The organism is Alcanivorax quisquiliarum (genome assembly GCF_023051175.1).
Classification (GTDB): Bacteria; Pseudomonadota; Gammaproteobacteria; order Pseudomonadales; family Alcanivoracaceae; genus Isoalcanivorax; species Isoalcanivorax quisquiliarum.
This window is the reverse complement of record NZ_JALKII010000001.1, coordinates 291,764-316,909: the sequence shown is the minus strand read 5'-3', so window position 1 is coordinate 316,909 and position 25,146 is coordinate 291,764. Positions and strand designations below refer to the sequence as shown.

At 61.2% G+C, this 25,146-nt stretch carries 22 protein-coding genes; 17 read left to right on the top strand and 5 right to left on the bottom strand.

Annotated features, from left to right (window positions below; all coding sequences use genetic code 11):
- Positions 1 to 66: 66 nt before the first annotated feature.
- Positions 67 to 885, bottom strand: coding sequence for a posphoenolpyruvate synthetase regulatory kinase/phosphorylase PpsR (gene ppsR, locus MU846_RS01460; RefSeq protein WP_246947524.1), 819 nt, complete (start codon positions 883 to 885; stop codon positions 67 to 69).
- A 266-nt stretch (positions 886 to 1,151) separates the two neighbouring features.
- Here ppsR and ppsA point away from each other — a divergent pair, with 266 nt between their 5' ends.
- Both ppsA and MU846_RS14715 read left to right on the top strand, forming a co-directional pair.
- On the top strand, positions 1,152 to 3,524 hold the full coding sequence (gene ppsA, locus MU846_RS01455) for a phosphoenolpyruvate synthase (protein WP_246947521.1): 2,373 nt from the start codon (positions 1,152 to 1,154) through the stop codon (positions 3,522 to 3,524).
- 42 nt (positions 3,525 to 3,566) lie between these two features.
- Complete coding sequence (locus MU846_RS14715; protein WP_371738455.1) at positions 3,567 to 3,911, top strand: Rieske (2Fe-2S) protein; 345 nt, start codon at positions 3,567 to 3,569, stop codon at positions 3,909 to 3,911.
- Positions 3,912 to 4,043: 132 nt separating this feature from the next.
- On the opposite strand, the gene MU846_RS01445 is transcribed toward MU846_RS14715, so the two are convergent.
- Positions 4,044 to 4,676, bottom strand: a complete 633-nt coding sequence (locus tag MU846_RS01445; protein WP_246947517.1) for a lytic transglycosylase domain-containing protein — start codon at positions 4,674 to 4,676, stop codon at positions 4,044 to 4,046.
- Positions 4,677 to 5,144: 468 nt separating this feature from the next.
- Between MU846_RS01445 and gorA the strand changes: the two genes are divergently transcribed.
- On the top strand, positions 5,145 to 6,491 hold the full coding sequence (gene gorA / locus MU846_RS01440; protein ID WP_246947516.1) for a glutathione-disulfide reductase: 1,347 nt from the start codon (positions 5,145 to 5,147) through the stop codon (positions 6,489 to 6,491).
- A 234-nt stretch (positions 6,492 to 6,725) separates the two neighbouring features.
- Here gorA and MU846_RS01435 read toward each other — a convergent pair whose 3' ends face one another.
- Positions 6,726 to 8,072 carry a cytochrome P450 gene (locus tag MU846_RS01435; RefSeq protein ID WP_246947509.1) on the bottom strand — a complete coding sequence of 449 codons (1,347 nt, stop codon included), beginning with the start codon at positions 8,070 to 8,072 and terminating at the stop codon, positions 6,726 to 6,728.
- A 376-nt stretch (positions 8,073 to 8,448) separates the two neighbouring features.
- On the opposite strand from MU846_RS01435, the gene MU846_RS01430 reads away from it, so the two are divergent.
- Positions 8,449 to 9,234, top strand: coding sequence for a ParA family protein (locus MU846_RS01430; protein ID WP_246947503.1), 786 nt, complete (start codon positions 8,449 to 8,451; stop codon positions 9,232 to 9,234).
- A 79-nt stretch (positions 9,235 to 9,313) separates the two neighbouring features.
- A complete protein-coding gene (locus MU846_RS01425; RefSeq protein ID WP_246947501.1) occupies positions 9,314 to 10,102 on the top strand; it encodes a hypothetical protein in 789 nt (262 codons plus the stop codon).
- 1 nt (position 10,103) lies between these two features.
- Here the strand turns inward: MU846_RS01425 and MU846_RS01420 are convergent, their stop codons facing one another.
- Complete coding sequence (locus MU846_RS01420; RefSeq protein WP_246947498.1) at positions 10,104 to 11,240, bottom strand: alpha/beta fold hydrolase; 1,137 nt, start codon at positions 11,238 to 11,240, stop codon at positions 10,104 to 10,106.
- A 102-nt stretch (positions 11,241 to 11,342) separates the two neighbouring features.
- On the opposite strand from MU846_RS01420, the gene MU846_RS01415 reads away from it, so the two are divergent.
- The 3 genes from MU846_RS01415 to MU846_RS01405 all read left to right on the top strand — a co-directional run bounded on the left by MU846_RS01415 (position 11,343) and on the right by MU846_RS01405 (position 13,584).
- Positions 11,343 to 11,828: a PaaI family thioesterase gene (locus MU846_RS01415; protein ID WP_246947497.1), complete on the top strand. Its 486-nt coding sequence runs from the start codon at positions 11,343 to 11,345 to the stop codon at positions 11,826 to 11,828.
- Positions 11,828 to 12,283 carry a PaaI family thioesterase gene (locus MU846_RS01410; RefSeq protein ID WP_246947496.1) on the top strand — a complete coding sequence of 152 codons (456 nt, stop codon included), beginning with the start codon at positions 11,828 to 11,830 and terminating at the stop codon, positions 12,281 to 12,283. The genes MU846_RS01415 and MU846_RS01410 overlap by 1 nt, the downstream gene beginning before the upstream one ends.
- 188 nt (positions 12,284 to 12,471) lie before the next feature.
- Positions 12,472 to 13,584 carry a ferritin-like domain-containing protein gene (locus tag MU846_RS01405; RefSeq protein WP_246947495.1) on the top strand — a complete coding sequence of 371 codons (1,113 nt, stop codon included), beginning with the start codon at positions 12,472 to 12,474 and terminating at the stop codon, positions 13,582 to 13,584.
- Between the two features lie 42 nt (positions 13,585 to 13,626).
- Here the strand turns inward: MU846_RS01405 and MU846_RS01400 are convergent, their stop codons facing one another.
- Complete coding sequence (locus MU846_RS01400) at positions 13,627 to 14,292, bottom strand: YiaD family glycine zipper/OmpA-like lipoprotein (protein WP_246947494.1); 666 nt, start codon at positions 14,290 to 14,292, stop codon at positions 13,627 to 13,629.
- Positions 14,293 to 14,463: 171 nt separating this feature from the next.
- Between MU846_RS01400 and MU846_RS01395 the strand changes: the two genes are divergently transcribed.
- From MU846_RS01395 to MU846_RS01355, 9 genes are all read left to right on the top strand, one after another.
- Positions 14,464 to 15,258, top strand: a complete 795-nt coding sequence (locus MU846_RS01395; protein WP_246947493.1) for a lysophospholipid acyltransferase family protein — start codon at positions 14,464 to 14,466, stop codon at positions 15,256 to 15,258.
- A 196-nt stretch (positions 15,259 to 15,454) separates the two neighbouring features.
- Complete coding sequence (locus MU846_RS01390; protein WP_246947492.1) at positions 15,455 to 17,047, top strand: FAD-binding oxidoreductase; 1,593 nt, start codon at positions 15,455 to 15,457, stop codon at positions 17,045 to 17,047.
- Between the two features lie 4 nt (positions 17,048 to 17,051).
- Positions 17,052 to 18,551 (top strand): glycerol-3-phosphate dehydrogenase/oxidase, encoded by a 1,500-nt coding sequence (locus MU846_RS01385; protein WP_246947490.1) that lies wholly within the window; start codon positions 17,052 to 17,054, stop codon positions 18,549 to 18,551.
- 11 nt (positions 18,552 to 18,562) lie between these two features.
- Positions 18,563 to 20,131, top strand: a complete 1,569-nt coding sequence (locus MU846_RS01380) for an FGGY-family carbohydrate kinase (RefSeq protein ID WP_371738454.1) — start codon at positions 18,563 to 18,565, stop codon at positions 20,129 to 20,131.
- Positions 20,132 to 20,326: 195 nt separating this feature from the next.
- Positions 20,327 to 20,467 (top strand): hypothetical protein, encoded by a 141-nt coding sequence (locus MU846_RS01375; RefSeq protein ID WP_246947488.1) that lies wholly within the window; start codon positions 20,327 to 20,329, stop codon positions 20,465 to 20,467.
- 83 nt (positions 20,468 to 20,550) lie between these two features.
- Positions 20,551 to 21,381, top strand: a complete 831-nt coding sequence (locus MU846_RS01370) for a 23S rRNA (adenine(2030)-N(6))-methyltransferase RlmJ (protein ID WP_246947484.1) — start codon at positions 20,551 to 20,553, stop codon at positions 21,379 to 21,381.
- A 262-nt stretch (positions 21,382 to 21,643) separates the two neighbouring features.
- A complete protein-coding gene (locus MU846_RS01365) occupies positions 21,644 to 22,291 on the top strand; it encodes a TetR family transcriptional regulator (protein WP_246947476.1) in 648 nt (215 codons plus the stop codon).
- A gap of 912 nt (positions 22,292 to 23,203) precedes the next feature.
- Positions 23,204 to 24,685 carry a GMC family oxidoreductase N-terminal domain-containing protein gene (locus MU846_RS01360; RefSeq protein ID WP_246947475.1) on the top strand — a complete coding sequence of 494 codons (1,482 nt, stop codon included), beginning with the start codon at positions 23,204 to 23,206 and terminating at the stop codon, positions 24,683 to 24,685.
- Positions 24,685 to 25,101 (top strand): hypothetical protein, encoded by a 417-nt coding sequence (locus tag MU846_RS01355; protein ID WP_246947473.1) that lies wholly within the window; start codon positions 24,685 to 24,687, stop codon positions 25,099 to 25,101. The genes MU846_RS01360 and MU846_RS01355 overlap by 1 nt, the downstream gene beginning before the upstream one ends.
- Positions 25,102 to 25,146: the final 45 nt, after the last annotated feature.

Genomic DNA, 25,146 nt, shown 5'->3' with positions numbered 1-25,146 from the left:
TCCAAGGTGGCTTCAGCATGCCAGAGCAGGGCGGCTACTGTATAGCCACAGCGATCGAAGGGTGCGTTACTGCAAGCGCCGTTGCAGCCCGGTTTTCGCCAGGATGCGCGTGGAAATCTCCTCGATGGAGAGTTCCGTGGCGTTGATGCTGGGAATATTGTAACGATTGAACAGCGCCTCAAGTGCGCGGGTTTCCATGTCGCATTGCCGTTGTGAGGCGTAACGACTGCCCGCCTTGCGCTCGCTGCGGATGGCGGCCAGCCGCTCGGTATCGATGGTGAGGCCGAACAGTTTGTCTTTATGGGGCAGGAGCGCCTTGGGCAGGCGGAGATCGTCGAAATCATCCTCGGTGAGAGGGTAATTGGCCGCATAAAGACCGAACTGAAGTGCCAGGTAGAGGCTGGTCGGCGTTTTGCCACTGCGCGATACCCCAATCAGGATGATGTCGGCCATATCGTAGTGCCGAGTGCGGGCGCCATCATCGTTGTCCAGCGCAAAATGCACCGCTTCCATGCGGATACGGTAGGCTTCGTGATCCCGTATCGAGTGGCTCTGGCCAACCTTGTGGCTGGAGCGCACGCCGAGTTCTTCCTCCAACGGGCCGAGAAAAACCGCGAACATGTCGAGAATCAGTGCCCGGCACCGGCTCAGAATCTCGCGGTGCTCTTCATTGACCAAGGTGGAAAACACGATAGGGCGGGCGCCATCCCGTTCGGCGGCCTCGTTGATGCGGGCCACCGCTTCGGCGGTGGTTTCATGAGAGTTCACGAAAGGCAGGGTGATCTGCTCAAAAACCACTCCGCTGAACTGGCTCAGCATGGAGTGGCCCAAGGTCTCGGCGGTAATGCCGGTCCCGTCCGAGAGGAAAAAGGCCGTACGCTTCATGGGTGGTTCAGGCTCCCGGCATCGGTGCGAGGGGTGGGCCGTCGGGCCGGTGCTGCGTGCAGACGGCCAGGAGCGCCTAGGCTAGCGAGGGCGCCTGCCAGTCGCAACCCCGTGATGGCCTGCGCCGGGGATATCTGCCCGGCGGCGAGCCCGCGGAGAAGCTGATCCACAGCCTGACTGAACGAGAAGCGAGAAACTGCCAGGATTTTTGAGTAGAATAGCGGCCGGCATATCCAATCCATTCCGGAAATTGAGGGAGCAGGACCTTGGCGGAGTACGTAGTCTGGTTTGAACGCCTGGGCAAAGGCGACGTGGAAACGGTCGGGGGCAAGAACGCGTCCCTGGGTGAAATGATCAGCAATCTGGCGGCGGCGGGCGTTTCCGTGCCCGGCGGATTCGCTACCACGGCGCAGGCCTATCGCGATTTCCTAGAGCACAATGACCTGACCCGCAAGATCAACGAGGCGTTGAGCCAGCTGGACGTCAATGACGTGGTGGCGCTGGCAGAGACGGGCGCAAAGATCCGCAACTGGGTCGTCGAGGCGCCGTTCCAGCCCGAGCTGGAGCAGCAGATTCGTGACGCCTTTGCCCGCATCAGCGATGGCAATGCCGAGCTGGCGGTGGCGGTTCGTTCTTCGGCCACAGCCGAAGACTTGCCGGATGCCTCGTTTGCCGGCCAGCAGGAAACCTTCCTCAATATTCGTGGCGTCGACAATGTGCTGGTCGCGATCAAGGAGGTGTTTGCCTCGTTGTTCAATGATCGGGCGATTTCCTACCGTGTACACCAGGGCTTCGAGCACGCGGGGGTGGCACTGTCCGCAGGCATCCAACGCATGGTGCGCTCGGAAACCGGCGCCGCCGGGGTCATGTTCACTCTGGATACCGAGTCTGGCTTCCGGGATGTGGTGTTCATCACCTCGTCTTACGGCCTGGGCGAGATGGTGGTGCAGGGCGCCGTCAACCCGGACGAGTTCTACGTTCATAAAAAGACGTTGCTGAACAAGCGTCCGGCGATTCTGCGGCGCAACCTCGGCTCCAAGCTGCAAAAGATGATCTACGGCTCGGAGGCTTCGGCCGGCAAATCGGTGGAAGTGGTGGACGTCAGCCGTGAAGACCGCTTGCGTTTCTCCCTCTCCGAGGAGCAGATCGAAGACCTGTCGCGCCAGGCGATCGAGATCGAAAAACACTACGGCCATCCGATGGATATCGAGTGGGCACTGGATGGCGATGACGGCAAGATCTACATCGTGCAGGCCCGCCCGGAGACAGTAAAGAGCCGTTCCGATGTCTCCGTCATGGAGCGTTACCTGCTCAAGCAGAAGGGCAAGGTGCTGGTGGAAGGCCGTGCCATCGGCCAGCGCATTGGCGCCGGCCCGGTGAGAGTGGTCAATAATATCAAGGAGATGGATCGCGTCCAGGACGGCGATGTGCTGGTCACTGACATGACCGATCCGGATTGGGAGCCGGTGATGAAGCGAGCGGCGGCGATCATCACCAACCGCGGCGGGCGCACCTGCCACGCGGCCATTATTGCGCGCGAGCTGGGCGTGCCGGCCATTGTCGGCTGTGGCGACGCGACAGAGCTGCTGACTGATGGCCAGCTGGTCACTGCGTCTTGTGCAGAAGGTGACACCGGGAAGATCTATGAAGGCCGTCTGGAATTCGAGGTTCAGCGCAACTCGATCGAATCCATGCCGAAGCTGCCGTTCAAGATCATGATGAACGTAGGCAACCCGGACCGGGCGTTCGATTTTGCCACACTGCCGAACCAGGGCGTGGGGCTGGCCCGCCTGGAGTTCATTATCAACCGCATGATCGGTGTGCACCCCAAGGCCTTGCTGAACTACGACAGCCTGCCGCGTGAGCTGCAACAGACGGTGGACAAGCGTATTGCGGGCTACGCGTCGCCGGTGGACTTCTACGTCGAGAAGCTGGTGGAGGGTATCAGTACGCTTGCGGCAGCTTTCCACCCGGAAAAAGTGATCGTGAGGCTGTCGGACTTCAAGTCCAACGAGTATGCCAACCTGATTGGCGGTAAGCTGTACGAGCCGGAAGAAGAAAACCCGATGCTCGGCTTCCGAGGCGCCTCGCGCTATATCAGCGAGAACTTCCGTGATTGCTTCGAATTGGAATGCCGTGCCCTGAAGAAAGTACGCGAGCAGATGGGCTTCACCAACGTTGAAGTGATGGTGCCGTTCGTACGAACAGTCGGCGAGGCGGAGCACGTCATCGACCTGCTGGCACGCAACGGGCTGAAGCGTGGTGACGAGGGCCTGCGCATCATCATGATGTGCGAGCTGCCAACTAACGCGCTGCTGGCCGACGAGTTCCTGAAACACTTCGATGGCTACTCGATCGGCTCCAATGATCTGACCCAGCTGACACTGGGCCTGGATCGGGACTCCGGTATCGTCAGCCACCTGTTTGACGAACGTGATCCGGCCGTGAAGAAACTGCTGAGCATGGCGATCGAGGCGTGCAACAAGGCCGGCAAGTACATCGGTATTTGCGGGCAGGGGCCGTCGGATCACCCGGATCTGGCCAAGTGGCTGATGGAGCAGGGTATCTCCAGCGTGTCACTGAACCCGGACTCGGTGCTTGCCACCTGGTTCTATCTGGCGGAAAAGCACGGCAGGTAATAAAGCTGTGCTGACAGGCTGACTAGCCTGCACACGCCCTCCATGAGATGCTCACGAGGAGAATATCGGGGCATGGCATGGAGGGCGTTTGTGTTTCAGCGGTTGTTGCGGCTAGATCAGTTGCACCATGGCCTGAAGGCTCGATTCCGGGTCGGCCGGCACGAACTGCTGCTGGTATGCGTCGAGCAAGAGATATTTATTATCAATGCGCTGTGCCCGCATGCCGGCGCCGAGCTTGCGCGTGGGACACTCACCGGCTATCAGCTGCGCTGCCCTGGCCATGGGCAGTTGTTCGATCTGCGGGAGAGTGGTCGGGCCGGGCAGCCAGGTTGTTACCCTGTGATTTACGATGGGCAGTGGGTGGGCGTCGAGCTGCCAGCTGGATAGCATGGCAATGATATGTGCCAGCGGAGGGCCGGCGCAGGGATCAGGTTGTCGAGGATAAGCGAGCGGATTTTGTGATCGGATAATCATGCCGATGGCAGATGACGCAGACAAAGACGAAAGTCCGTAAGGCAGTCAGCGGGCCGCCAGCGTATTGCTCTGATCGTCTTGCTCGAAGTGAGCGCGATACCGCGGCAACAACTCCTGCACTTTTTTGACGTATCGGCGCGTCTCTTCAAACGGCGGCACGCCGCCGTAACGGCGCACATTCCCTTCGCCGGCATTATACGCCGCCAGCACATGCTCCAGTGAATCGAAACGCTCCATCAGGTAGCTCAAAAAGCGCGCGCCGCCGCTGATGTTCTGGCGTGGATCAAACGGATTGCTGACATCGAGAAAAGCTGCCGTCTGCGGCATCAGCTGCATCAGGCCCTGTGCGCCGACGCGTGATACGGCGTGGCGGTCGAACAGTGATTCTGCATGGATCACAGCCTTGATAAGCCCCGGCTCGACACTATGGCTGCGAGCGGCGTAGCGGATTTCCAGGTCATAGAGATCGCGCAAGTCAGTGCTCAGCGCGCGCGGGGTGAAATCCCAGCCTTTGCGAATGCTCAACAGCTCATAGCCGCCGGGCATGACACTGCGATCGGTGAACAGCGGCGTGCCATCCGGGCTGCGGAACTGATAAATGGTGTCGGCTTCTGCGTAGCCGGGCAGGCACACGGCCAGCAGCCCTGTTACAAGCGTGATCAGCCTGATGCGGTTCATGCCCCGATCCCCCTGAAGATGCGGCAGCCTCTTTTCTGAGCTGTATGGCCATACTTTATACTGGCTGCACGCGGGAGTATGCCGTATCAGACGCTGCGCGCCCAGCTTTGCCGGCACGCCAGCCGGGGAGTGTGCGGCCTTGATCACAAATCGAGCGCGGCGGCACCGCTCTTGCGGTGGTGCCTCTCTTGCGATGGGGCGGTGCAAGGTGAATGGTCGCGCTGTCAGGCGCGAGGCGGCGATCTGGATGGCTGCCGCGATGCAGGGTGAGTCAGAGGTTCGCACGCGGAACACGCGCTGGTTAGGACGGGTGGGCCGGGCGGGTATTAAGATGAAGAGCGCTGCTCGCGCACGTCGTCCTGATGAGCGCGGGCGGGAAGGCGATCCGGATGGGTGGGCTGCCTGCCAGTTGTGACGCCGCGGCATCCGGGGCAGCATAGCGACGGGCTAAACATGACAGGAGCGGAAATGTCTGAACAGCAGTACGACCTGGTAGTCATCGGGGCGGGTTCCGGTGGTGTGCGCTCGGCCCGGATAGCGGCCAGCCTCGGCGCCCGTGTGGCGGTGGTGGAGTCCCGTTTTCTGGGCGGAACCTGTGTCAATGTCGGTTGCGTGCCGAAAAAGATGTTCGCATATGCCAGCGAATTTCGTGATCTCTTCACTCTGGCTCAGGACTATGGCTTTGAAACCGGAGATGCCAGCTTTGATTGGGGGCGGCTACGGGATAACAAGACACGCGAGATTGAGCGGCTCAACGGTGTTTATCGGCGGCTGCTGGAAAATGCCGGGGCGGAAGTCATCGAAGCGCATGGTCAGATTCTTGCGCCGGGGCAGGTGCAGGCGGGCGATCGCGTGCTACACACGCGAAATATTATTCTGGCAACGGGCGGGCGGCCCTTTGTGCCGGAGCTGCCCGGCAGCGAGCTGGCGCTGATCTCGGATGATCTGTTCTCGCTGCCGGCGCTTCCCGCCTGCGTGGCGGTGGTGGGGGGCGGCTATATCGCCACCGAGTTTGCGTCGATTCTGCATGGGTTGGGCTGCGAGGTGCATCAACTGTACCGGGGCGAGCTGTTCTTGCGCGGGTTCGACGATGATATTCGGCAGTTTGTCGCCGCTCAGATGGCCGAGAGTGGTGCCCGGCCCCGGTTCAATACGGATGTGGAGCGGATCGAGGCGCTGCCCGGCAATCGGCGCTGCCTGCATCTGAAAGGCGGCGAGCGGCTGGATGTGGATGCCGTGTTTTACGCCACGGGCCGGGTGCCGAACACCGAGGGGCTGTTTGCGCCCGAGGTGGGCATTGCGTTGCGGGACAGCGGCGCCATTCAGGTGGACGAGGGCTATGCCACCTCAGTGCCCGGCATTTATGCGTTAGGCGATGTAACCGACCGGGTGCAGTTGACTCCGGTGGCTCTGGCCGAGGGCATGTGGCTTGCACGCACGCTGTTCGCACCGGAGAAGCCGGCACCGCTGAGTTACGACAATATTGCCACGGCGGTATTTTGCCATCCCAACATCGGTACGGTGGGCATGACCGAAGCGCAGGCAAGGGAAAAAGTGGGAGCGGTCAAGGTGTTCCGCAGTGAATTCCGGCCGTTGCGCTACACGCTCGGGAGCAGCAAGACCCGCACCCTGATGAAACTGGTCGTCGATGAGGCGACCGACAAGGTGCTGGGCCTGCACATGGCGGGGGAAGATGCCGGCGAGATCGTGCAGGGCTTTGCCGTAGCACTGGTGATGGGGGCCACCAAGGCAGATTTTGATCGTACCTTGGGGATTCATCCGACAGCGGCGGAAGAGTTCGTGACGATGCGTTAGGGCCTGCGCGAGAAGTGATGAACGCGGCAAGAAAGACGGCTGGTGAGGCAAAAAGAGAGGTAGAAAGAAAGGCAGCAAGGAAAGCAGCAAAGAGAGCAGCACGATAAGCGTGCGGGCCGTGCGCACCCGAAAAAGCAGGGCCGGAATCAGCGAATGGCGCCAGAAGCGGTATCGTAGCCGGGCGCCGAAGCCAGAGAGAAACAAGCGCCGGGCCAGGCCCGGCGCTTGTTGCCTTCAGCGCCGTGTCAGCGTAACGGGCAGACCGTCGGTAGGCACCGGCAGGCTGGTCATGTCCAGTTTCATCCGGTAATCCTCCGGCACTGTCCAGCTGAAATGCTGGAGCAGCTGGTGTATCACCGCCTTGATCTGCAACTCGGCAAAATGCAGGCCGATGCATTTGTGCGCGCCGCCGCCAAAGGGCACCCAGGCGTACGGATGAATCTTGTCTTCCCGGCGATGCTCGGCAAATCGCTCCGGATCGAAGCGCTCCGGCTCCGGCCAGTATTCGTGCATATAGTGGGTAAAAAACGGCGTGATCGAGATCAGCGTGCCAGCCGGGATATGATGCCCCTGAAACTCGGCATCGCGAACGCTGCGGCGCGGGATGCTCGGCACTGGTGCACACAGCCTCAGTGCTTCTTTCATGACCAGCGAGGTCGCTTCCATCTTTGCCAGATCGTCATAATCCAGCTGGGCTTTGCCCAGGCTTTCGCTTTCATCGCGCAAGCGCTGCTGCCACTCGGGGTGCCGTGCCAGCCAGTAGATCATGGCCGTCAGGGTGATGGTGGTGGTGTCATGGGCGGCCATCATCAGGAAGATCATGTGGTTGACCACGTCTTCGTCGGAGAAACGGGCGCCATCTTCTGTTTCGGCCCGGCACAGTGCACTGAACAGATCCGGCCCGTCGCTGCGCCGCTTGGCGGGCAGTTCCCGGCGGAAAAACTCCTCCAGCACGCGCCGGCCGCGCAGGCCGCGTGACCAGCGGCCGCCGGGCATATTGAAGCGCACCAGTGCAGTGCCGGCACGAACCGTATCCACGAAAGCACGGTTGATCTGATCGGCTTCCTGCCCGAGCTGCTGTCCCATGAAAACATCCGTGGCAAGGTCGAGGGTGAGCTGTTTGATCGAGGGCAGCATCTCTCTTTTGCCTGGCTCCCAGGCCTTCAGCCCGCTACGGATGGCCGGCCCCATGCGGGCAATATATTCACGCAGCACTTCCGGTTTGAACGCCTGCTGCATGATACGGCGATGCCAGCGGTGTTCTTCGAAATCCAGCAGCATGATGCCGCGATGGAAGAAACGACCAATAAAGAAATCCCAACCCTGATTATTGGAAAACAGATCACCACGGTTGAGCAGCACGAACTCGTTGGCATCCGGGCCGATCAGGCTGACCATGCGCATACCGAAGGCGTTGGTCCAGGAAATGGGGCCATAGAGATCATAGCGCTCGCGGGCGATGCGCAGCGGGTCGCGCATGATCCGTAACGTGTTGCCAACCAGAGGCAGGCCCGGATCACCCGGCACCGGCTTGAGGTTGCTGCCCGTGGGGACAGGGGAGAACGGCATTGCGCTGGTCATTGCGAGACTCCTGATGCTGGACGGGATATACACCGTGTATTCTTTTTTCTCATCATAGGGAGTCTGCAAAGCGCTGCAAGCATTTCACCGTGTGAGTAAACAGCTTTCACAGAGCTGGCTACACCTGACGGGAAAAACCGCTTCAAGTTATACAAAGGGCGCCGTGGTGTTCAGTTCTTGTACCACGGGGGGCGTGAAGCGGCTGGCGTGGCTTGTGGCATCTTGTACCGGGGTTATGCACAGGGTCATCCACTGTATCTGTGTATAACCTGCCGCTTTGTCTGACATGCGGTTGCGTTACGGTGGCTGTTTCTCGCCGCGCCCTGTGTGCGTCTGTATGATTGCGCGGCACGGCTGGCCGAATGGAGGACGAAGGATGCGGCGCGTAGTATTCAACCAGAAAGGTGGAGTAGGAAAATCCAGTATCACGGTCAATCTGGCCGCTATCAGCGCCAGCGAAGGGTTGCGTACCCTGGTGGTGGATCTCGACCCACAATGCAACGCCAGCCAGTATCTGCTTGGCATGGATGCGTACAGCGATGGGGAAGGGCCGAAACCGAATATTGGCACTTTTTTTGCGCAGACACTGTCGTTCCGCCTGAAGGAAAAAGATCCACTGGAATATATCCGTGCGACCGCGTTTGAAAATCTGTTCGTGCTGCCGTCAGATCCCGAGCTGGGTGAAATTCAGCATCTGCTGGAGAGCAAGCACAAGATTTACAAGCTGCGGTCCCTGATCAAGGCGCTGGAGCGAGAGTTCGACGTTATCTATATCGACACGCCGCCTGCGTATAATTTCTACACACTCTCTGCGCTGATCGCTGCAGACAAGGTCTTGATACCATTTGATTGCGATGCCTTTTCCCGCAACGCCCTTTACACCTTGCTGGAAAATATCAGTGAAGCACGTGACGATCACAACGAGCAATTGGCAGTCGAGGGCATCATTGTCAACCAGTTCCAGCCCCGTGCGCGATTGCCGCAGCAGTTGGTAGACAGTCTGGCTGAGGAAGGGTTGCCGATCCTGGGCAGTTATCTGTCTGCAAGCGTGGTGATGCGCGAATCCCACGGCCAGGCGACGCCGCTGATTCATATGGCGCCCAAGCACAAGCTGACGCAGGAGTTTCAAGCACTGCACCAGGAGCTTATTGATGCCGGGTGACAACCCGGGTGGCAAGGTTTAACCTCATTGGCTCGGCAGAAAAACACTAGGCAGAAAAATAATAGTCTGGAGAATAAACATGCCTGACCTCAAGACCCGCCGTCGGGGTGCACAGTGCCTGCGCCCAATACATGCTTTGCTGCTTGTTGTAGCGCTGTTGCTGGCGCCTGTGCTGGCCAGTGCGTCGGTGGATCGCGCTGCACTGGAGCGTTTGCAACTGGATATCTGGCGCATTCGTGCGGACTTCCACATGCACACAGTGATGGCAGGCGACCGGGAATACCATTCCCGGCTGCTCGCCAGCGTGGATCAGGGGCAGCGCAGTTTCGAGGCATTGGCGCGGGCGGCGGCGACCGACCCGGAGCGGGCATTGTTTCGCGAGCTCGGGCCACAATGGGAAGCGTTTGCCAGTGCCGCCAGGCGCGCCCGTGGGCAGGCAGACACCTACGCCATTCAGGATGTCAATGGGTTGGCGGCAGTAATCACTGGCCGGCTGGCGGGTTTTCAGGCCAGCAACGAGGGCGCTCAGGCAGACATATGGGCGCTGGCCGCGCAGATGCAGCGGATGGCCTCGGAATATCTGGCCCTGGCCGCCGACCCTGCCGGGGGCATGGCGGTGGATACCGGGGAGGGAAGGCTGGAGTTTCGTGATGCGGTGCCCGCTTTCGAGCAGCAACTGGCCGAGCTGCGGCGGACTTATCGCGACAATGAAAATGTCAGCCGGGCACTGGAGCAGGCTGCCGTCAAATGGGGTTTTATTCGCGAGTCTCTTATCAAGTTCTACGAGAACGCCGTGCCATTTCTGGTGCACCGATATAGCGAGCAGATTGTCGATACCCTGAAGCAGGCTGGCGCTCGCGCGGGCTGAATCAGGTTTCTGCGGCGCCCGAACGCGGCAACAGCCAATCTGCGATCAGCCGCCAGGTGTGGGTGGGCGCCTTGCTGCCGGCGAAAACGCCGGCATGGCCGCCGGGGGCCACTTCAAAACGCTTGTCCCGGGAGCCGACCACACGCAGGATGTCACGGGCTGCGCGGATGGTGACAATGCGATCAGTGCTACCGGCCACGGCCAGCACGCTGCAACGAATATTGGCCAGCCGTGCGGTACGCTTGCCCAGCTGGATGCGCCCGCCAGCGATATCATTGCTGATCACCATTTTCTCGATCACTTCGCGCACAATGGCGCCAGGGTAGTCCAGCATGTCGTTGAACCACTGGCCCATGGTCATGTATTCGGTTACATAATCGCGATTACTGATGTTGCGCACCAGATCCATATATGAGGCCACCACGCCCGCCGGGTTGGTCATCTTGAAGCCGAGCGAGAGCAGGTTGGCAGGAATATGAAACAGCTTGGCATCAAGCGGCTCCAGGCGTACGCTAAACCAATCGTGCGCTTTCATGGCGGGGATGCTGACCAGACTGAACAGTCGGCCGTAGGCACCGCTTTGGTGAAAATCAACGGGGCTGGCAATCGTCGCCAGGTTCTTCACAGGCGCATCTTCGTGCCCGCCCAGATACATCATGCACAGCAGCCCGCCCATGCAGTAACCCACCAGGCTGATCTGCTCCGCTGCCGCATCGCGCTGCACTGCTTCGACGGCGGCCGGCAGCCAGGTGTTGACGTAGGTATCCAGCGTCAGCGGGCGCTCTGACAGGGAAGGCCGGCCCCAGTCGAGCAGATAGACATCAAAACCTCGCGCCATCAGATAACGCACCATGCTGCGATCCGGCATGATATCGAATGTCCACGAATGGATGCCCAGGGCAGGGACAAGCAGCAACGGCGTTGGCGCAATAGCATCGGTCACCGTGACCGGCTCGCCCTCTACGGTAATTTCATCCATGGCCGGCAGGTTGTAACGGCGCACGGCCATGATGTCGTCGCGGTAGATTTCGTCCCATGGCGTCTGATCCACCAGAATGAAGCGCTGGGGGTGCCGGCGACGCTCCACAGCGTGCCGCAGGGCCTTGAAGCTGCTGGTCAACAACGCGGCTCGGGACATATCATGGCTCCGTCAGAGAGGGCTGGAAGATCGGGCGCGGGTTTCTATGAAGGTTCGCCGCGCGCATAATGCCCCCATGTTTCTAGCAAGGAATTGACCGCTGTGACCTCACAAGACGCGCCGGGGTATACCCGGTTGGATATCTGCCGCCGCTTTGTGGCTTCCGTGAAACATTCTACCTTGCTTGAACTGGAGGTGCTTGAGGCCGATGAAGAGACGGTGCGGGTGCGCATGCCTTATCAGGATGTGCTCGTGGGCAACCCCGAAACCGGCGTTACTCACGGTGGCGCCATTTTTGCATTGATGGATCAGGCTGGCGGGCTGGCCAATGCGTGTCGTATATTTCCGGATTTCGAGATAACGCCCACCATTGATATGCGCGTGGATCATCTGCGGGCGCCTCGGCCTCGGCACGCTGTGGTGTGCGAGGCGCATTGTTATCGGCTGAGCCAGCATGTTGCCTTTGTGCGCATGTCGGTGTTCGAAGAGGGCACCGAGAACGAGCCTGCTTCCAGCGAGCTGCTGGCCACTGGCCTGGCTACTTATATGCGAATGAAGCTCCCTGGTGCCAGTCGAGTGGTGAACTGATGGACGCGTTGAAGAGCCTGGTGGAGAGCTGCCGCCGCGGAGAAACACCCTATCAGACCCTGATCGAGCGGGTGCCTTATGCGTGCTTTCTCGGTATCGAAGTTGCCGCCCATGGCGAGGAACTGGTGTTCATGTTGCCGAAATCGCCCAGCAATCTGGGCAATCCCACCTTGCCGGCGTTGCATGGCGGCGCGGTGGCGGGCTTCATGGAGCAAGCGGCGATTATTTTTCTGTTGCTGCAGATGGGTGAGCCCCGAGTGCCCAAAACCATCGACTTCACCATCGACTATCTGCGCGCAGGCCATTTTCGTGACACCTTCGCCGAATGCCGGGTTACCCGCCTCGGGCGGCGGGTAGCGAATGTACATATCAGTGCATGGCAGGTGCGCCGCAGCGAGCCCATCGCCATTGCCCGTGCACACTTCCTTTTGTCGGAAGAAACTGCTTCAGATTAACCTTGTAACTTATTGTGCTTTAAGGTTTTTCCTTTCCTTGCGGCCGGGCGACGCGATTGTGAAATCGCGCCACTTGGCCGGCCTGTTGTCATTTCACGACATTGTTGTTCCTGCGTGTCCGGGCTAGCTTGAAGGTCAGGTCAATACGTTGACCTGCTCAGCTATTCCAATAAAAGAGGCGCGCTACCATGGATATCAAGCGGGTTGAATCACCTCCGTCCACCATCAATTATTACGAGAACTGGGATGGCCCGGGCTCGGAGGATATTGCAGACCGGATGCAGCCTGGCCATGTGGAGGATGTGGTCGAAATTTTCCAGACCCCTCTTACCGGCCATTACAACTGGGATTACAGCTCCGCCGACGGCCGTATCCGCAAACTTTACCGGCTTGGCAAGGAACTGAACTGGAACGCGGATCTGGATCTCGACTGGAGCCAGACGTACCCGAAATCCGAAATTCCGCTGGATCAGAGCTATAACCCGTTCAGTGGCTGGGAGCCGTTTGAAGCGCTTGCCGATGACGAGAAACTGCGTTTCGGCTGGCATAACCTGGCCTGGATGCTCGCCCAGTTCATGCATGGCGAGCAGGGCGCTCTGCTGGTGGCATCGCAGCTGGCCTCCTGTGCGCCCACCTACGATGCCAAGCTGTATGCGGCGTCGCAGACGTTTGATGAAGCACGGCACGTGGAAGCGTTCACGCGTTACCTGCAAGAGAAGATCGGCATTCTCTACCCGATCAATCCACATCTGAAAACGCTGCTCGACAAGATCCTCTCTGATCCGCGCTGGGATCTGAAATTCATCGGCATGCAGATCATTATCGAAGGGCTAGCGTTGGCGGCCTTCAATACGCTCAAGCTCACCGCCAAAGATCCGTTGCTGACGCGCCTGATCACGCTGGTGATCCGCGATGAAGCGCGTCATGTCACTTTTGGCGTGAACTATCTGGAAGATTTTGTCGGCACCCTGACCGAGGAAGAAAAAGAGGAGCGTGCGCAATTCGCCTATGAGGCGTGTGTCGTCATGCGCGAACGGCTGATCGCTACCGAAGTGTTTGCCGAATTCGGCTGGGATGCTGAAAAAGCGCGGGATCAGGTGCTGGCTTCACAGATCATGGCGCAATTCCGCAACCTGCTGTTCACCCGGATTGTGCCGAACCTCAAGCGTATCGGCTTGTTGACCGACACGGTACGGCCCAAGTTCGAGGCATTGGGCATTCTTCAGTTCGAGAATCTGCTGGATGACGGCGAAGTGGACTGGGCGGAGCTGTCGCGGCCGCTTTACGACGACGCATCCTGAGCCGTTGGCCGCCCCGGCACGCCGGGGTGGCCATGATGCGGTTTAGCGAGTGTAGGGCAGGAGCACCAGCTCCACGCGGCGGTTTTGCGCGCGGCCCTGGGCTGTGTCGTTGCTGGCGATAGGCTGGTGTGGCCCGAAACCAACGATATCCAGGCGCACCTGCTCCACGCCGAAACCTGCGAGTGTGTTGGCTACGGACTGAGCACGTTGTTGCGACAGCAGCATGTTGTACTGCACGCTACCGGTGCTATCGGTATGGCCACCGACCTGAATCATGGTCGATTTATATTCCTTCAGCACTTCCGAGACCGAATCCAGCACCGGCGTAAACTGGCTTTTGACCTGATAGGCATCGGTATCGAAAGTCACGTTGCCCGGCATGTTCAGGACGATATTGTCACCGTCACGGGTCACCGATACGCCACTGCCCTGCAGTTTTTCCCGCAGTTTGGCTTCCTGCACATCCATGTAATAACCGACGCCACCGCCCGCGACTGCGCCGATGCCCGCACCCGCGAGAGCCCGTTCCTTGCGCTCTTTGGCGCTGCTGGAGGTGGCAATGCCGACCACTGCGCCGACCGCCGCGCCGATAGCTGCACCGCTGGTCGCTCTGCTGGTCTGGCGATCGCCGGTGTAAGGATTGGTGGTTTGGCAGCCCTGTAGCACCAGAGCGCCGGCCAACAGGGCGCTTGCCGCGATTATTTTCATGATTACTCCTGAGTGGATGGTGGAACTCAGGGAGACTTTAGGGGAAATGCCAGGCAGGCGAAAGCGACAGGGCGGCATGATAAGCTGCGCGCCCGGCAAATTTACAGGATTTCCGCTATGCGGCGCCAGGCTGCTTCCGTAACTGATTTTCGCGCTCCGCCCGAGCGTTTGATGCGGCAACTGCTGCTGGCCCAGCGGTGGTATTTCCAGCCCGTGCTATCAGGTGCAGAGCATCTGTGCGCGACGCGTCCTGCCTTGCTGGTGGGTAATCATACGCTCTACGGCATCGTCGATTCGCCGTTGTTTGTCAGCGAGCTTTATCGGCGTACCGGCGTTTTTCCGCGCAGCCTGGGCGATCATTTCCATTTTTCGGTGCCCGGCTGGGGCCGATTGTTGCGCACTTTCGGGGCGGTGCCGGGCACACCGGAGACGTGCCGGCAGCTGATGGAGAGCCGGCAGCATATCCTGGTATTTCCCGGCGGGGCGCGTGAGGTGGCCAAGCGGCGCGGTGAAATCAATCAGCTGGTGTGGAAACAGCGCACTGGCTTTGCCCGCATGGCCATTGCACACGGTTATGACATCCTCCCGTTCGCCTCGGTGGGCTGCGATGAGAGCTGGCGCATCCGGTACGATGGCGATGACTGGCAAGCCTCCCGCATCGGCCAGTGGCTGCTACGACAGCCGCGCATTGCCAGCGCCTTGCGCGGCGGCGACATTTTCATGCCGTTGGCTACGGGCATCGGGCCGACGCCACTGCCTCGGCCGGAGCCCTTCCACTTTCGCATTGGCGCGCCAATCCGTACTGAACATCTGCAAGGGCAGGCGCAAGACCCTGCGGTGCAATGGGCGGTGCGCGAGCAGACGGCCAGCGCGATCAACGAAATGATCAGCCAGCTTAAGAAGGAGCGTATCCCTCGCCGTGAAGCGCTGCGGGGCTGGCGCCGCCGCCTGCTGCCGACCACCTGAGCCTGATCAACAGCGGCCAGTGCCGTGCTGACCGTATTCTCGGCGTGGCAAGCGGCACTCCGCACGCTTGCTGTGTCCCGAAAAGTCCATCCATTGGCAGGCGGAGCCAGTGAAAGGGGCTGGCCTGCACGCTAGCATATTCGACGCTGAAAAATTTGCGGCCGCCTTGGCCGCGTGCGAATAAAGGAGGGGGCTTATGCGCCGCTGGAACGGCTGGGGTGACGAACATAATGATTTCCCGCTCGAGCCCTCGGGCCTGGCTTTCTTGCGAGAGATCCTTGGCCGGGCGCAGCCGTTGCCTGACGCCACACTTGCCAGTGTGGCCGCGAGCGTGCCGCCGACCCGGCTGGCTGCTCATCCGCTGGTAGATACCTCGGCCGAAACGCGCCTGCGGCACGCCCGCGGGCAGAGCCTGCCCGATTGGCTGGCGATGCGATCAGGCCAGTTTGGTGTCTTCCCTGATGGCGTCGCGGAGCCGGAAAATGCAGCCCAGATTCGCGAACTGCTGGCCTGGGCCGTTGATCAGGATGCGATCGTTATTCCCTACGGCGGCGGCACGTCGGTGGCCGGGCATATTAATCCGCCAGCCAGCCAGCGCCCGGTGCTGACGCTCAGCCTGGCACGCATGAACAAACTGCTGGCCCTGGATCGAACCAGCCAGATCGCTCGGTTTGGCGCCGGCACGGCCGGCCCGGCGCTGGAGCGGCAACTGCGCGAGCAAGGCTATGTGCTCGGTCACTTTCCGCAGTCCTGGGAGCTTTCCACTGTGGGGGGCTGGGTCGCCAGCCGATCCAGCGGGCAGCAGTCGCTGCGTTACGGCCGCATCGAGCAGCTGTTCGCGGGTGGCAGCGTTGAGACGCTTGACGGGACGCTGGATATCCCGACCTTTCCGGCCTCCTCCGCCGGCCCGGATATCCGCGAGATGATGCTCGGCAGCGAGGGCAGGCTGGGCATCATCAGCGAGGTCGCGGTGCGTGTCACGCCGGTTCCGGAACATGAATCGTTTCATGTCGCCTTCATGCCGGATTGGGAGGGCGCCGTCGCGCTGGTGCGCGCTCTTGTGCAGGCCAGGCTACCGTTGTCGATGCTGCGCCTCTCGAATGCGGTAGAAACGCGCACGCATCTGGTGCTCGCCGGCCATGGAAACCTGGTCGCCTGGCTTGAGCGCTATTTGTCCTTGCGCGGCTGTGGCGCCGGCAAGTGCATGATGACGTTCGGTGTCACAGGCGAGCGGGCCGCATCCCGGCGCCTGCTGGCGGATGTGCTGCGCCGCGTGCGCCGGGCAGGTGGTGTGAACACCGGGCGGATGCTGGGCCGCAAATGGGAGGAAGCGCGCTTTCGTTCTCCCTACCTGCGCCATGGGCTGTGGGAGCACGGCTATGTGGTCGATACGCTGGAAACCGCCGCAGACTGGCAGCGCGTGCCGGCGCTTGTCGAGCGCATCGAGGCGGCCATTGCTGCACAGGCGGGCGAAGGTGAGGGCGTTCATGTGTTTACCCATTTGTCACACCTTTATCCGCAGGGTTCGAGTATCTATACCACCTATGTGTTTCGTTGCTCTGGCAGCTATGAGACGACACTGGCGCGGTGGCGCCGCATGAAGACAGCGGCGTGCGAGGCGATTGTCGCCGGTGGCGGCACGATCAGTCATCAGCATGGTGTCGGGCGAGATCATGCCGCCTGGCTTGCCGCCGAGAAGGGCGAACGTGGCATGGCCGCACTGGCGGCATTGACGCAGCATTTTGATCCGCAGGCCCGGCTGAACCCGGGCTGTTTGCTTGAGGAGTAATGAGGTGATCGCGGGCAAAAGACCGTTGCTGGCCGAGCTGGCCGGCGAACAGTGGGATCTGGTGGTCGTCGGCGGAGGGATTACCGGGGCAGGCGTGTTGTTGCTTGCTGCCCAGCTTGGAATAAAAACTCTTCTGGTTGAAAAACAAGACTTTGCATGGGGAACCTCAAGTCGCTCCTCTAAGATGGTGCATGGCGGGCTGCGCTATATGGCGCAAGGCGCGGTACGGCTGACTCGCGAGGCGTTACAAGAGCGCGAGAGGTTGTTGCGCGAACTGCCGGACCTGGTGGTGCGCCAGCCTTACCTGTTCCCGATTCGCAAAGGGCAATTTCCGGGCCGTTGGCCGATGGCCATCGTGCTATGGCTTTATGATCGTCTGGCCAGTATCCGGGATCACCGCTGGATGAGCGCTGCCGAATTGGCAGAACGGGTGCCGGCGCTGGGGCGCGAGCAGTTGCGCGGCGCCATGCGTTATACCGACGCCCTCACCGATGACAGCCGTCTGGTGCTCAGAGTGCTGCATGAGGCAGCGGCGGAAGGCGCGACGATGCTCAACTATGCCGGTGTGGAAGCGGTCACGGGGCCGCAGGGCGAGCATGAAGTTGCGCTACGCGATCAGCTCACGGGCGCATTGCATACGCTGCACGTCAAGCACGTCATCAATGCCACCGGCGCCTGGGCGGACAAGCTTTCCGGCAGCGCTCCACGGGTACGCCCGCTGCGGGGCAGCCACTTGCTGGTGCCCGCCGCCCGCCTGCCCGTAGCGGACTGCCTGACGGTGAGGCATCCGCAGGATGGCAGACCGGTATTTGTATTCCCTTGGCAGGGCCTGACCTGCATCGGCACTACCGATCTGGATCACAAGGAGGATCTGGATCAGGAGCCTGCGATCAGCCAGCGCGAGATCGACTATTTGCTGGCGTTGGTGAACAGCCAGTTCCCGGACGTGCATCTCGGCGAAGCCGATATCATTTCGACGATGGCTGGTGTGCGGCCTGTGATCTCGTCGGGCAAAGGGCTTGACCCATCCCGAGAGCGGCGTGATCACGCCGTGTGGCAGGAGAACGGCATCATCACCGTGAGCGGCGGGAAACTGACCACGTTCCGCGTGATCGCCATCGATGCACTACTCGCTGCCGGACTCATCGATCAGACTGCTCACCGGCGCCTCCTCGCCAGCCCCCGGCTGTTCCGGCAAGCAGCGTCTGTGCCGGCTGGCCTGGGGCACCCGCTCAAGCCCTGGCCGGGAGAAGAGCAAGGCGCGCAGGCTGCGCTGCTCGATTGGGTGCTGACGCACGAAATGGTGGTGCATCTGGATGATCTGATGCTACGCCGCACCCGGTTCGGCAACCTGCTGGCGGACGGCGGCGATGCCCTGCTGGCGGCTCACGCAGAGCGCATCTGCAACGCGCTGGGTTGGGACGAACAGCGTTGGCAGCATGAGCTGACGCGTTATCGTACGATTCTCCAGCATTCATACCGCACGCCTGCGGCGATGGGCTGAGGCGCGGCACCGTGAGCGATCAGGGGCCGTTGTTGCTGGCGATCGACCAGGGCACGCAGAGCGTGCGGGCCATGCTGTTCGATCTGGCCGGTAATCTGGTGGCCCGCTCACAGGTTCAGATCGAGCCCTACTTTTCTGCACAGCCGGGCTTCGCCGAGCAGCATTGCGACTATTTCTGGCAAGCGCTTTGCCGTGCTTGCCAGCAACTGTGGAGCACCCACGGCAGCTTGCGTTGCCGCATTGCAGCTGCGGCGCTGACCACTCAGCGCGCCTCGGTGGTGTGCCTGGATGAAAACCGGCAGCCCTTGCGGCCGGCGGTGATCTGGCTCGATCAGCGGCGCACCCGGCATTACCCGCGCCTGCCATGGTATCTGTCGATGCCGGTGGCGATGATCGGTCAGCAGGCCATCCTCAATCAGTTCCAGTCCAAAGCAGAATGCAATTGGCTGGCCGCCGACGAGCCGGAAATCTGGCAGCGCACCCGGCATTTCGTGTTGCTTTCAGGCTATCTGACCATGCGGCTGACCGACCGACTGTGCGATGCACGAGCATCGCAGGTTGGTTATCTGCCGTTTGATTTTCGCCGCGGCGATTGGGCGGGCTCGCATGACATCAAATGGCGGGCGCTACGGGTGCGGCGAGAGCAATTGCCGCCATTGCTCGATGCCGGCGAGGAGATAGGCGCGATCACAGCAGCGGCCGCCGCGGCAACCGGCATTCCACCCGGCACGCGATTCTTTGCCGCCGGCGCCGACAAAGCCTGTGAAGTACTCGGCAGCGGCGCACTGTCGCCGGATACGGGGAGCCTGAGTTACGGCACCACGGCGACGTTCAATACCTGCAATCATCGTTATGTGTCGCCGCAGTCTTTCGTGCCGCCTTATCAGGCTGCCGTGCCGGGGCTGTACAATTCAGAGATCATCGTTCAGCGCGGTTACTGGATGGTCAACTGGTTCAAGCGTGAATTTGCCCATGCCGAAGTGCAGCAAGCGGCACAACAGGGCGTGCCGCCGGAAGCGCTGTTCGAAACGCTGCTGGAAAGCTCGCCGCCCGGCGCCATGGGCCTCGTTTTGCAGCCGTTCTGGAATCCCGGTGTACGCTTTCCCGGGCCGGAAGCAAAGGGCGCTATCATCGGTTTTGGTGACGTGCACACTCGCGCCCACCTGTACCGGGCCATCATCGAAGGGATTGCCTACGCGCTACGCCAAGGGCAGGAACAGCTGGCGCGGCGCAATCGTGTAGCGGTCACGCGGCTGCGAGTATCCGGGGGTGGTTCGCAAAGTGACCAGGTGATGCAGATCACCGCCGACATCTTCGGCTTGCCGGCAGAGCGGCCGCATACCACTGAAACCTCTGGCCTTGGTGCGGCCATCAATGCCGCAGTAGGGGCTGGCTTTTACACCGATCACGCCGAGGCTGCGGCCGCAATGTCCCGCGTCGGTCAGGTGTTTCACCCGCATCCGGCACGGCAAGCCCTCTACGATCGGCTTTATCGGGAGGTCTACGCTGGCCTCTATTCACGCCTTGCTCCTTTATATCGTCGTATCCGCCATATCACCGGCTATCCCGCCTCGTTCTGAGCGCGCCGCCCGTCGGTTTGCTACTCGACAAGCCCTGAGTCCTGAATTTGTATCCAAACGTCAAGATGCATGGTCCGAAGATGTGATGTGTGTCACATTGTCCTCGGGCGCTCGGCACACGTCCGGACGCCGTGCTGCCCTCGGTGATGGCTGACGGCCATCAATGTCATTTTCCAATGGTCTGGGGGGGCCAAAATGAGGATGAACCTGCAACGCAAACTTGATGACTGGTTGCTCACAGTGGATGGAAAGATGCTACGTGCCTTGGCGTTTCGCGTGGCGATCATCGGCATGACTAGCGGGATGCTCGGCATCCTGATTGCCAACCGTCTGTAACGGGCTACATCGGCCCGCCCCATACGCTGGTGAGGGGCGGGCGCAGGCCGTAGAATGGCGCGCCCATCTACAGGCAGGCCACCATGCTCAGCTACCAGCACGGCTACCACGCCGGAAATTTCGCCGACGTCCACAAACATTCGATATTGACGCTGGTACTGAATTATCTCCGGCGCAAGCCCAAGCCCTTCACAGTATTTGATGTCTACGCTGGCCGCGGCCTTTATGGCCTGCATACCACCCAAGCGCAAAAGACAGGCGAGGCCGAGCAGGGCATTCTGAAACTGGCAGATGCCCCGTGGCCCGCGCTGCTGGGCGATTACCGCCAGGCACTGCGCGCCGTCAATGCGCAAGACAGCCTTCGTTATTACCCCGGCTCGCCGATGATCAGCCACAGCCTGACCCGCGAGGCGACTGATCTCGTGTTGTGTGAGCTGCATCCGCAAGAGTTTCTCGCGTTGCAACAGACCTTTGCGGGGAAGGGCCGCCGGGTGCACCTGCATCGCCGCGATGCCCTGGAAGCCTTGCGGGCGCTGTTGCCGCCATCCAGCCGCCGCGGTCTGGTACTGATTGATCCAAGCTATGAGCGTGCCGGGGATTACACAGCAGTGGGCGACGCGGTGGCGGGCGCGTTGCAAAAATGGCCCGCCGGGGTATACATGCTGTGGTACCCGGTCCTGGCGGATGGCCGTCATCAGGGGTTATTGCGCCGTCTGGAGCAATCAGAACGGCCCTGGCTACGTAGTGAGTTGCAAGTGCGGCGGCCGGGTATCGGCATGCATGGCTCCGGATTGTTCTTGTTCAACCCGCCTTATGTGCTGCCGGAGCAGTTGGCGCGGCTGGCGGACTGGTATGAGCCGCTGGGTCAGGATGGGGTGGCAACACTGCAAAATTTCGTGTCAGGACATTTCTAAAGGCTCAAATTGACATGGCACGGATTGACGTTGCCGTATAGTCAGCGTATTCAGTGAACATGCCGGTCGTTTTATGTGGCGCCGGTTCCCAAGGCTGTCGTGCATTTGCCGCGCCTTGACTGCTGTGTAGCAGGGTAATTCAAGGATTGACGGCACCTGATCAGGCGCTTTCTGGCAATACGGACGCTTCCCCTCGACACATTCGCTTGACCCCCAGGCCGCCACAGGCGCCTGGCCAAGAATAATTCGGGAGAACTGTCCGATGGGCGCAAAAAAAGGTATTCGAGCAGAGCAAAAACAACGCACCCGGGCCGCGTTGATCGCGTCGGCATTGAAAATGGTGGCGGATGGCCGCTCTTTCAGTAGCCTGAGCCTGCGAGAAGTCACACGAGCTGCCGGTGTGGTGCCGACTGCCTTTTATCGTCACTTCCCCACCATGGATGCGCTGGGCATGGCTATTGTCGAGGAGGCACTGCCGGAACTGCGCACGCGAATGCGAGAGCTCCGTCAGGACACCTCCAACATGGAAGAGTTACTTGCCGCGTCGGTGAACGTGTTTTTCGAGTTCGTGCTGCATCACGCTCAGGAATTCCTGTTTTTCGGCCGCGAGATAACCGGCGGCAGCTCCATTCTGCGCAACACGCTGCGGCTGCACACCGTTCGTTTCAGCTACGATCTCGCGGATGACCTCGCCAGGATCGGCTTTGCCGCCCATCTGAATGATCAGGAGCGTTTCATGGTCGCTGATCTGCTGGTGCGTGCGGTACTGACCACCTCCCAGGATCTGCTGGCGCTGCGGAAGAACCCGGAAGCATTGGAAATCCTGCGCTTCCGCACGGCGCAGCAAATGCGCCTGGTGGTGTTGGGAATGCTGAATTGGTCATCGAAGAAACTGGCCGTCGCTTCCTGATCCTGCTGCTGTGGGTGCTGGCCCGGCAATGCTGGCCGGGGCAGCGCTGGCGCAGAATGGCACCTCACGGCGTAAACTGGTGGCGGCTTCGCTAGCATTCCGAGCATGTGCGGCCGCTCAGTGGCTGATACGACCAGGCGCCTCCCTCACTGGCCGCCGCAGGGGTGACATTCGCCAGCGCTGCCGCCGGCCGGCAGTTTCTGGTAAGCCTTGCCAATGGTGTTAAGCGACGCGCACCGCGTGCATTCGCAACTTCCGACTATGCTGCCAACGGCACGATAGCGCTCGGCTGCCAGTCAGTCAGCGCCTGTGCCGGCGAGAGCTGCCGTGCTTTGGCGCTTGAGCGGTGTGCCGAGCAGGGCGGCGACGGGCTCTGGCAGCTTGATATGGCGCTGCCAAGGCGGGATCGGCGCCGTTTCGATCGGCTTATGACGCCGTTGCAGGTTCGCGTCGGCGCCGACCCGGCACTGGCCTGGCTCGCCGGCAGCTCCTCTGGCTACGTCGGCAAAATTGCACAGCGGCGCTGGGACAGGCCGTGCTCGGCCAGCGCCGCCGGCTGCAATACCTGCCGCTGTATTCGGTGCTGACTCAATGCCAGGTGGCGCAAGGCGATTCGCCCCAGGCACTGGACATGTTGCATCAGGGCAGAGTCGTTTCGGCCCGCAGCTGGAGTGGGGATTCACTGGTACGCGCCCCGGCTCTTGCGCCATTGGCAGGCGCAGAGGTGTTTGGTGCCTCGCGTCAGGCTTCATCAGGTTCGCGTCAGGGGTCACCAGATCAGGCGTCAGCAGAATAGTGCCATGATATCTTTCGAGTGATTGGCAGCCTGCCAATGTTGCACTATAGTGCAATCTGGTCAGGCGTGGCCGCCCCTTGCAAGGGCAAGGTTTCCTTGGCGACAGGATGCACAACGTGCCGAAAACCGCATCACCGGCGCTCGCCAGCTCCCTTGGTGCGCTGCCTTTTTACGATTACATCATTGTCGGCAGTGGCGCCGGCGGCAGCCCGTTGGCCTGTTACCTTGCCGCAGCCGGCAAGCGTGTGCTGTTGCTTGAGGCGGGCCGCGAATGGCAGGCCAGCCAATACCCGGATAACGAATTCGATGCCAGCCTGGCACTGATGTGGAACGGTGGCGCCGAGCCCAGCCGGGACGGCCGCCTGACGTTTCTGCGTGGCCGTGCGCTGGGTGGTGGCACGGTGGTCAATCAGTGCCTGCTTGATCGCTTTGATGACGATGCTTTCAGTAGCTGGGCTGCGCACAGTGGCATCGCCAGCTTTTCCTCGGCTGGCATGGCCCGGCACTACCAGGTGACAGAGGCGCATCTCGCTCTGAAAACAATCAGTGAACGCGACTGGAACGGCAACGCACGGCTGTATGTGGAGGGGTTCGAGAAGCTGGGGCACCGCTGGGCACCCTTGCGACGCGGGCAGCGTCATTGCGCCGTGGCCAACGGTAATGATTGCCTGCGCTGTCTCGGTGGCTGCCCGAGGGACTCAAAGCAAAGCATGGCGGTGACCTTCTTGCCGCTGGCGCGCCAGGCGGGCGCCGATATCATCTCCGAATGTGACGTGCAGGGCGTCGTGCATGGCAGCCGGAGCGTGACGGTTTATGGCCGGCGCCGTGGCGAGAGAGTGCAATTTCATGCAGCTCGATGCGTGCTCGCCGCAGGTAGTTTTGGTAGCACGGCCTTGATGCTGCGCTCCGGGCTTGGCGACAGGTTGCCTGCTTTAGGACAGGGGTTCTACTGTCACCCGCAGTTCGTCACCTTTGCGCTCTACGATCAGTTGCTCGATTCGCACCGGGGCAGTTTTCAGGCGGTAAAATCCGATGATCCGGCGTTTCGGGCGGCCGGCTTCAAGCTGGAGAATGTGTTTGTCGGGCCCATGGGGGCCGCCTACCTGCTCCCCGGCTTTGGTCGGCGGCATCTGGCAACCATGGCCGCTTATCGACACCTGGCGTGTATCGAAGTGGCGGTGCGTGATGTTACCCCTGGCCGCATTGGGCTGCACGGCAATGGGCGGTTGCGCGTGGAAAAGCCGGTCGGCCGTGCAGAGCGGCGCCGCGCGCGCGCCGGCCTGGCAGTGATCGAGCAGATCTACCGTGCAACAGGCGCCCGGCGCGTGATCCATTCGCCGTTCAATATCGGCTTGCATCTGATGGGCGGTTGCGCGCTCGGCACTCGAAAGGCGAGCTCCGTGGTCAATCCGGAGTTCGCGGTCCACGGGTTGCCACGCTTGCATGTCGTGGATGGGTCATTGTTTCCCGATGCGCCGGGCATCAACCCGTCACTGACGATCATGGCGCTGGCACACCGCGCAGCGGAAGCCATGCTCGGCGCCACCGTGCGGCCGGTATCGCGCATGCCGTGCACAGCCGGGCAGGAGGTCTGCTGATGCCGCGCACCGAGTTTGCGTTTACCGCTGCCGACCGCCGCGCCTGGAACCGGATCGGTGATGCGCTGCTGCCCGGCTACCCTCAAGCCGGCTTGCCTCGCTTTTCCGCCACCGGCGCCGTCGAGCTGCTGCCGCGCCTGCTGGCCGCGAGCCCACCGGATGATGTGGCCGCGTTGCGTATCGTAGTGCGACTGCTGGCGTGGTTGCCATGCCCTCTGATTCGCTGCGTGCTGCATCTGTTACGTTTCGGCGGCCGTGCTGGCGGGTCGTTCCCCGGCAACGCCTGCCGTTTGCTTGAGCTCGGGCTGCGTGGCCCGCTGCTGGCTTGCTACTACGCCGGGCTGGATCGCGATGCAGAAGGCGCATCCGCCATTCATACGGCAATCGGCTACCGCATTTCCTGTGACTCTGAATAACGACCTTGAATGGTGGCTCTGAATAGTGGCTATGAATGGACAGGC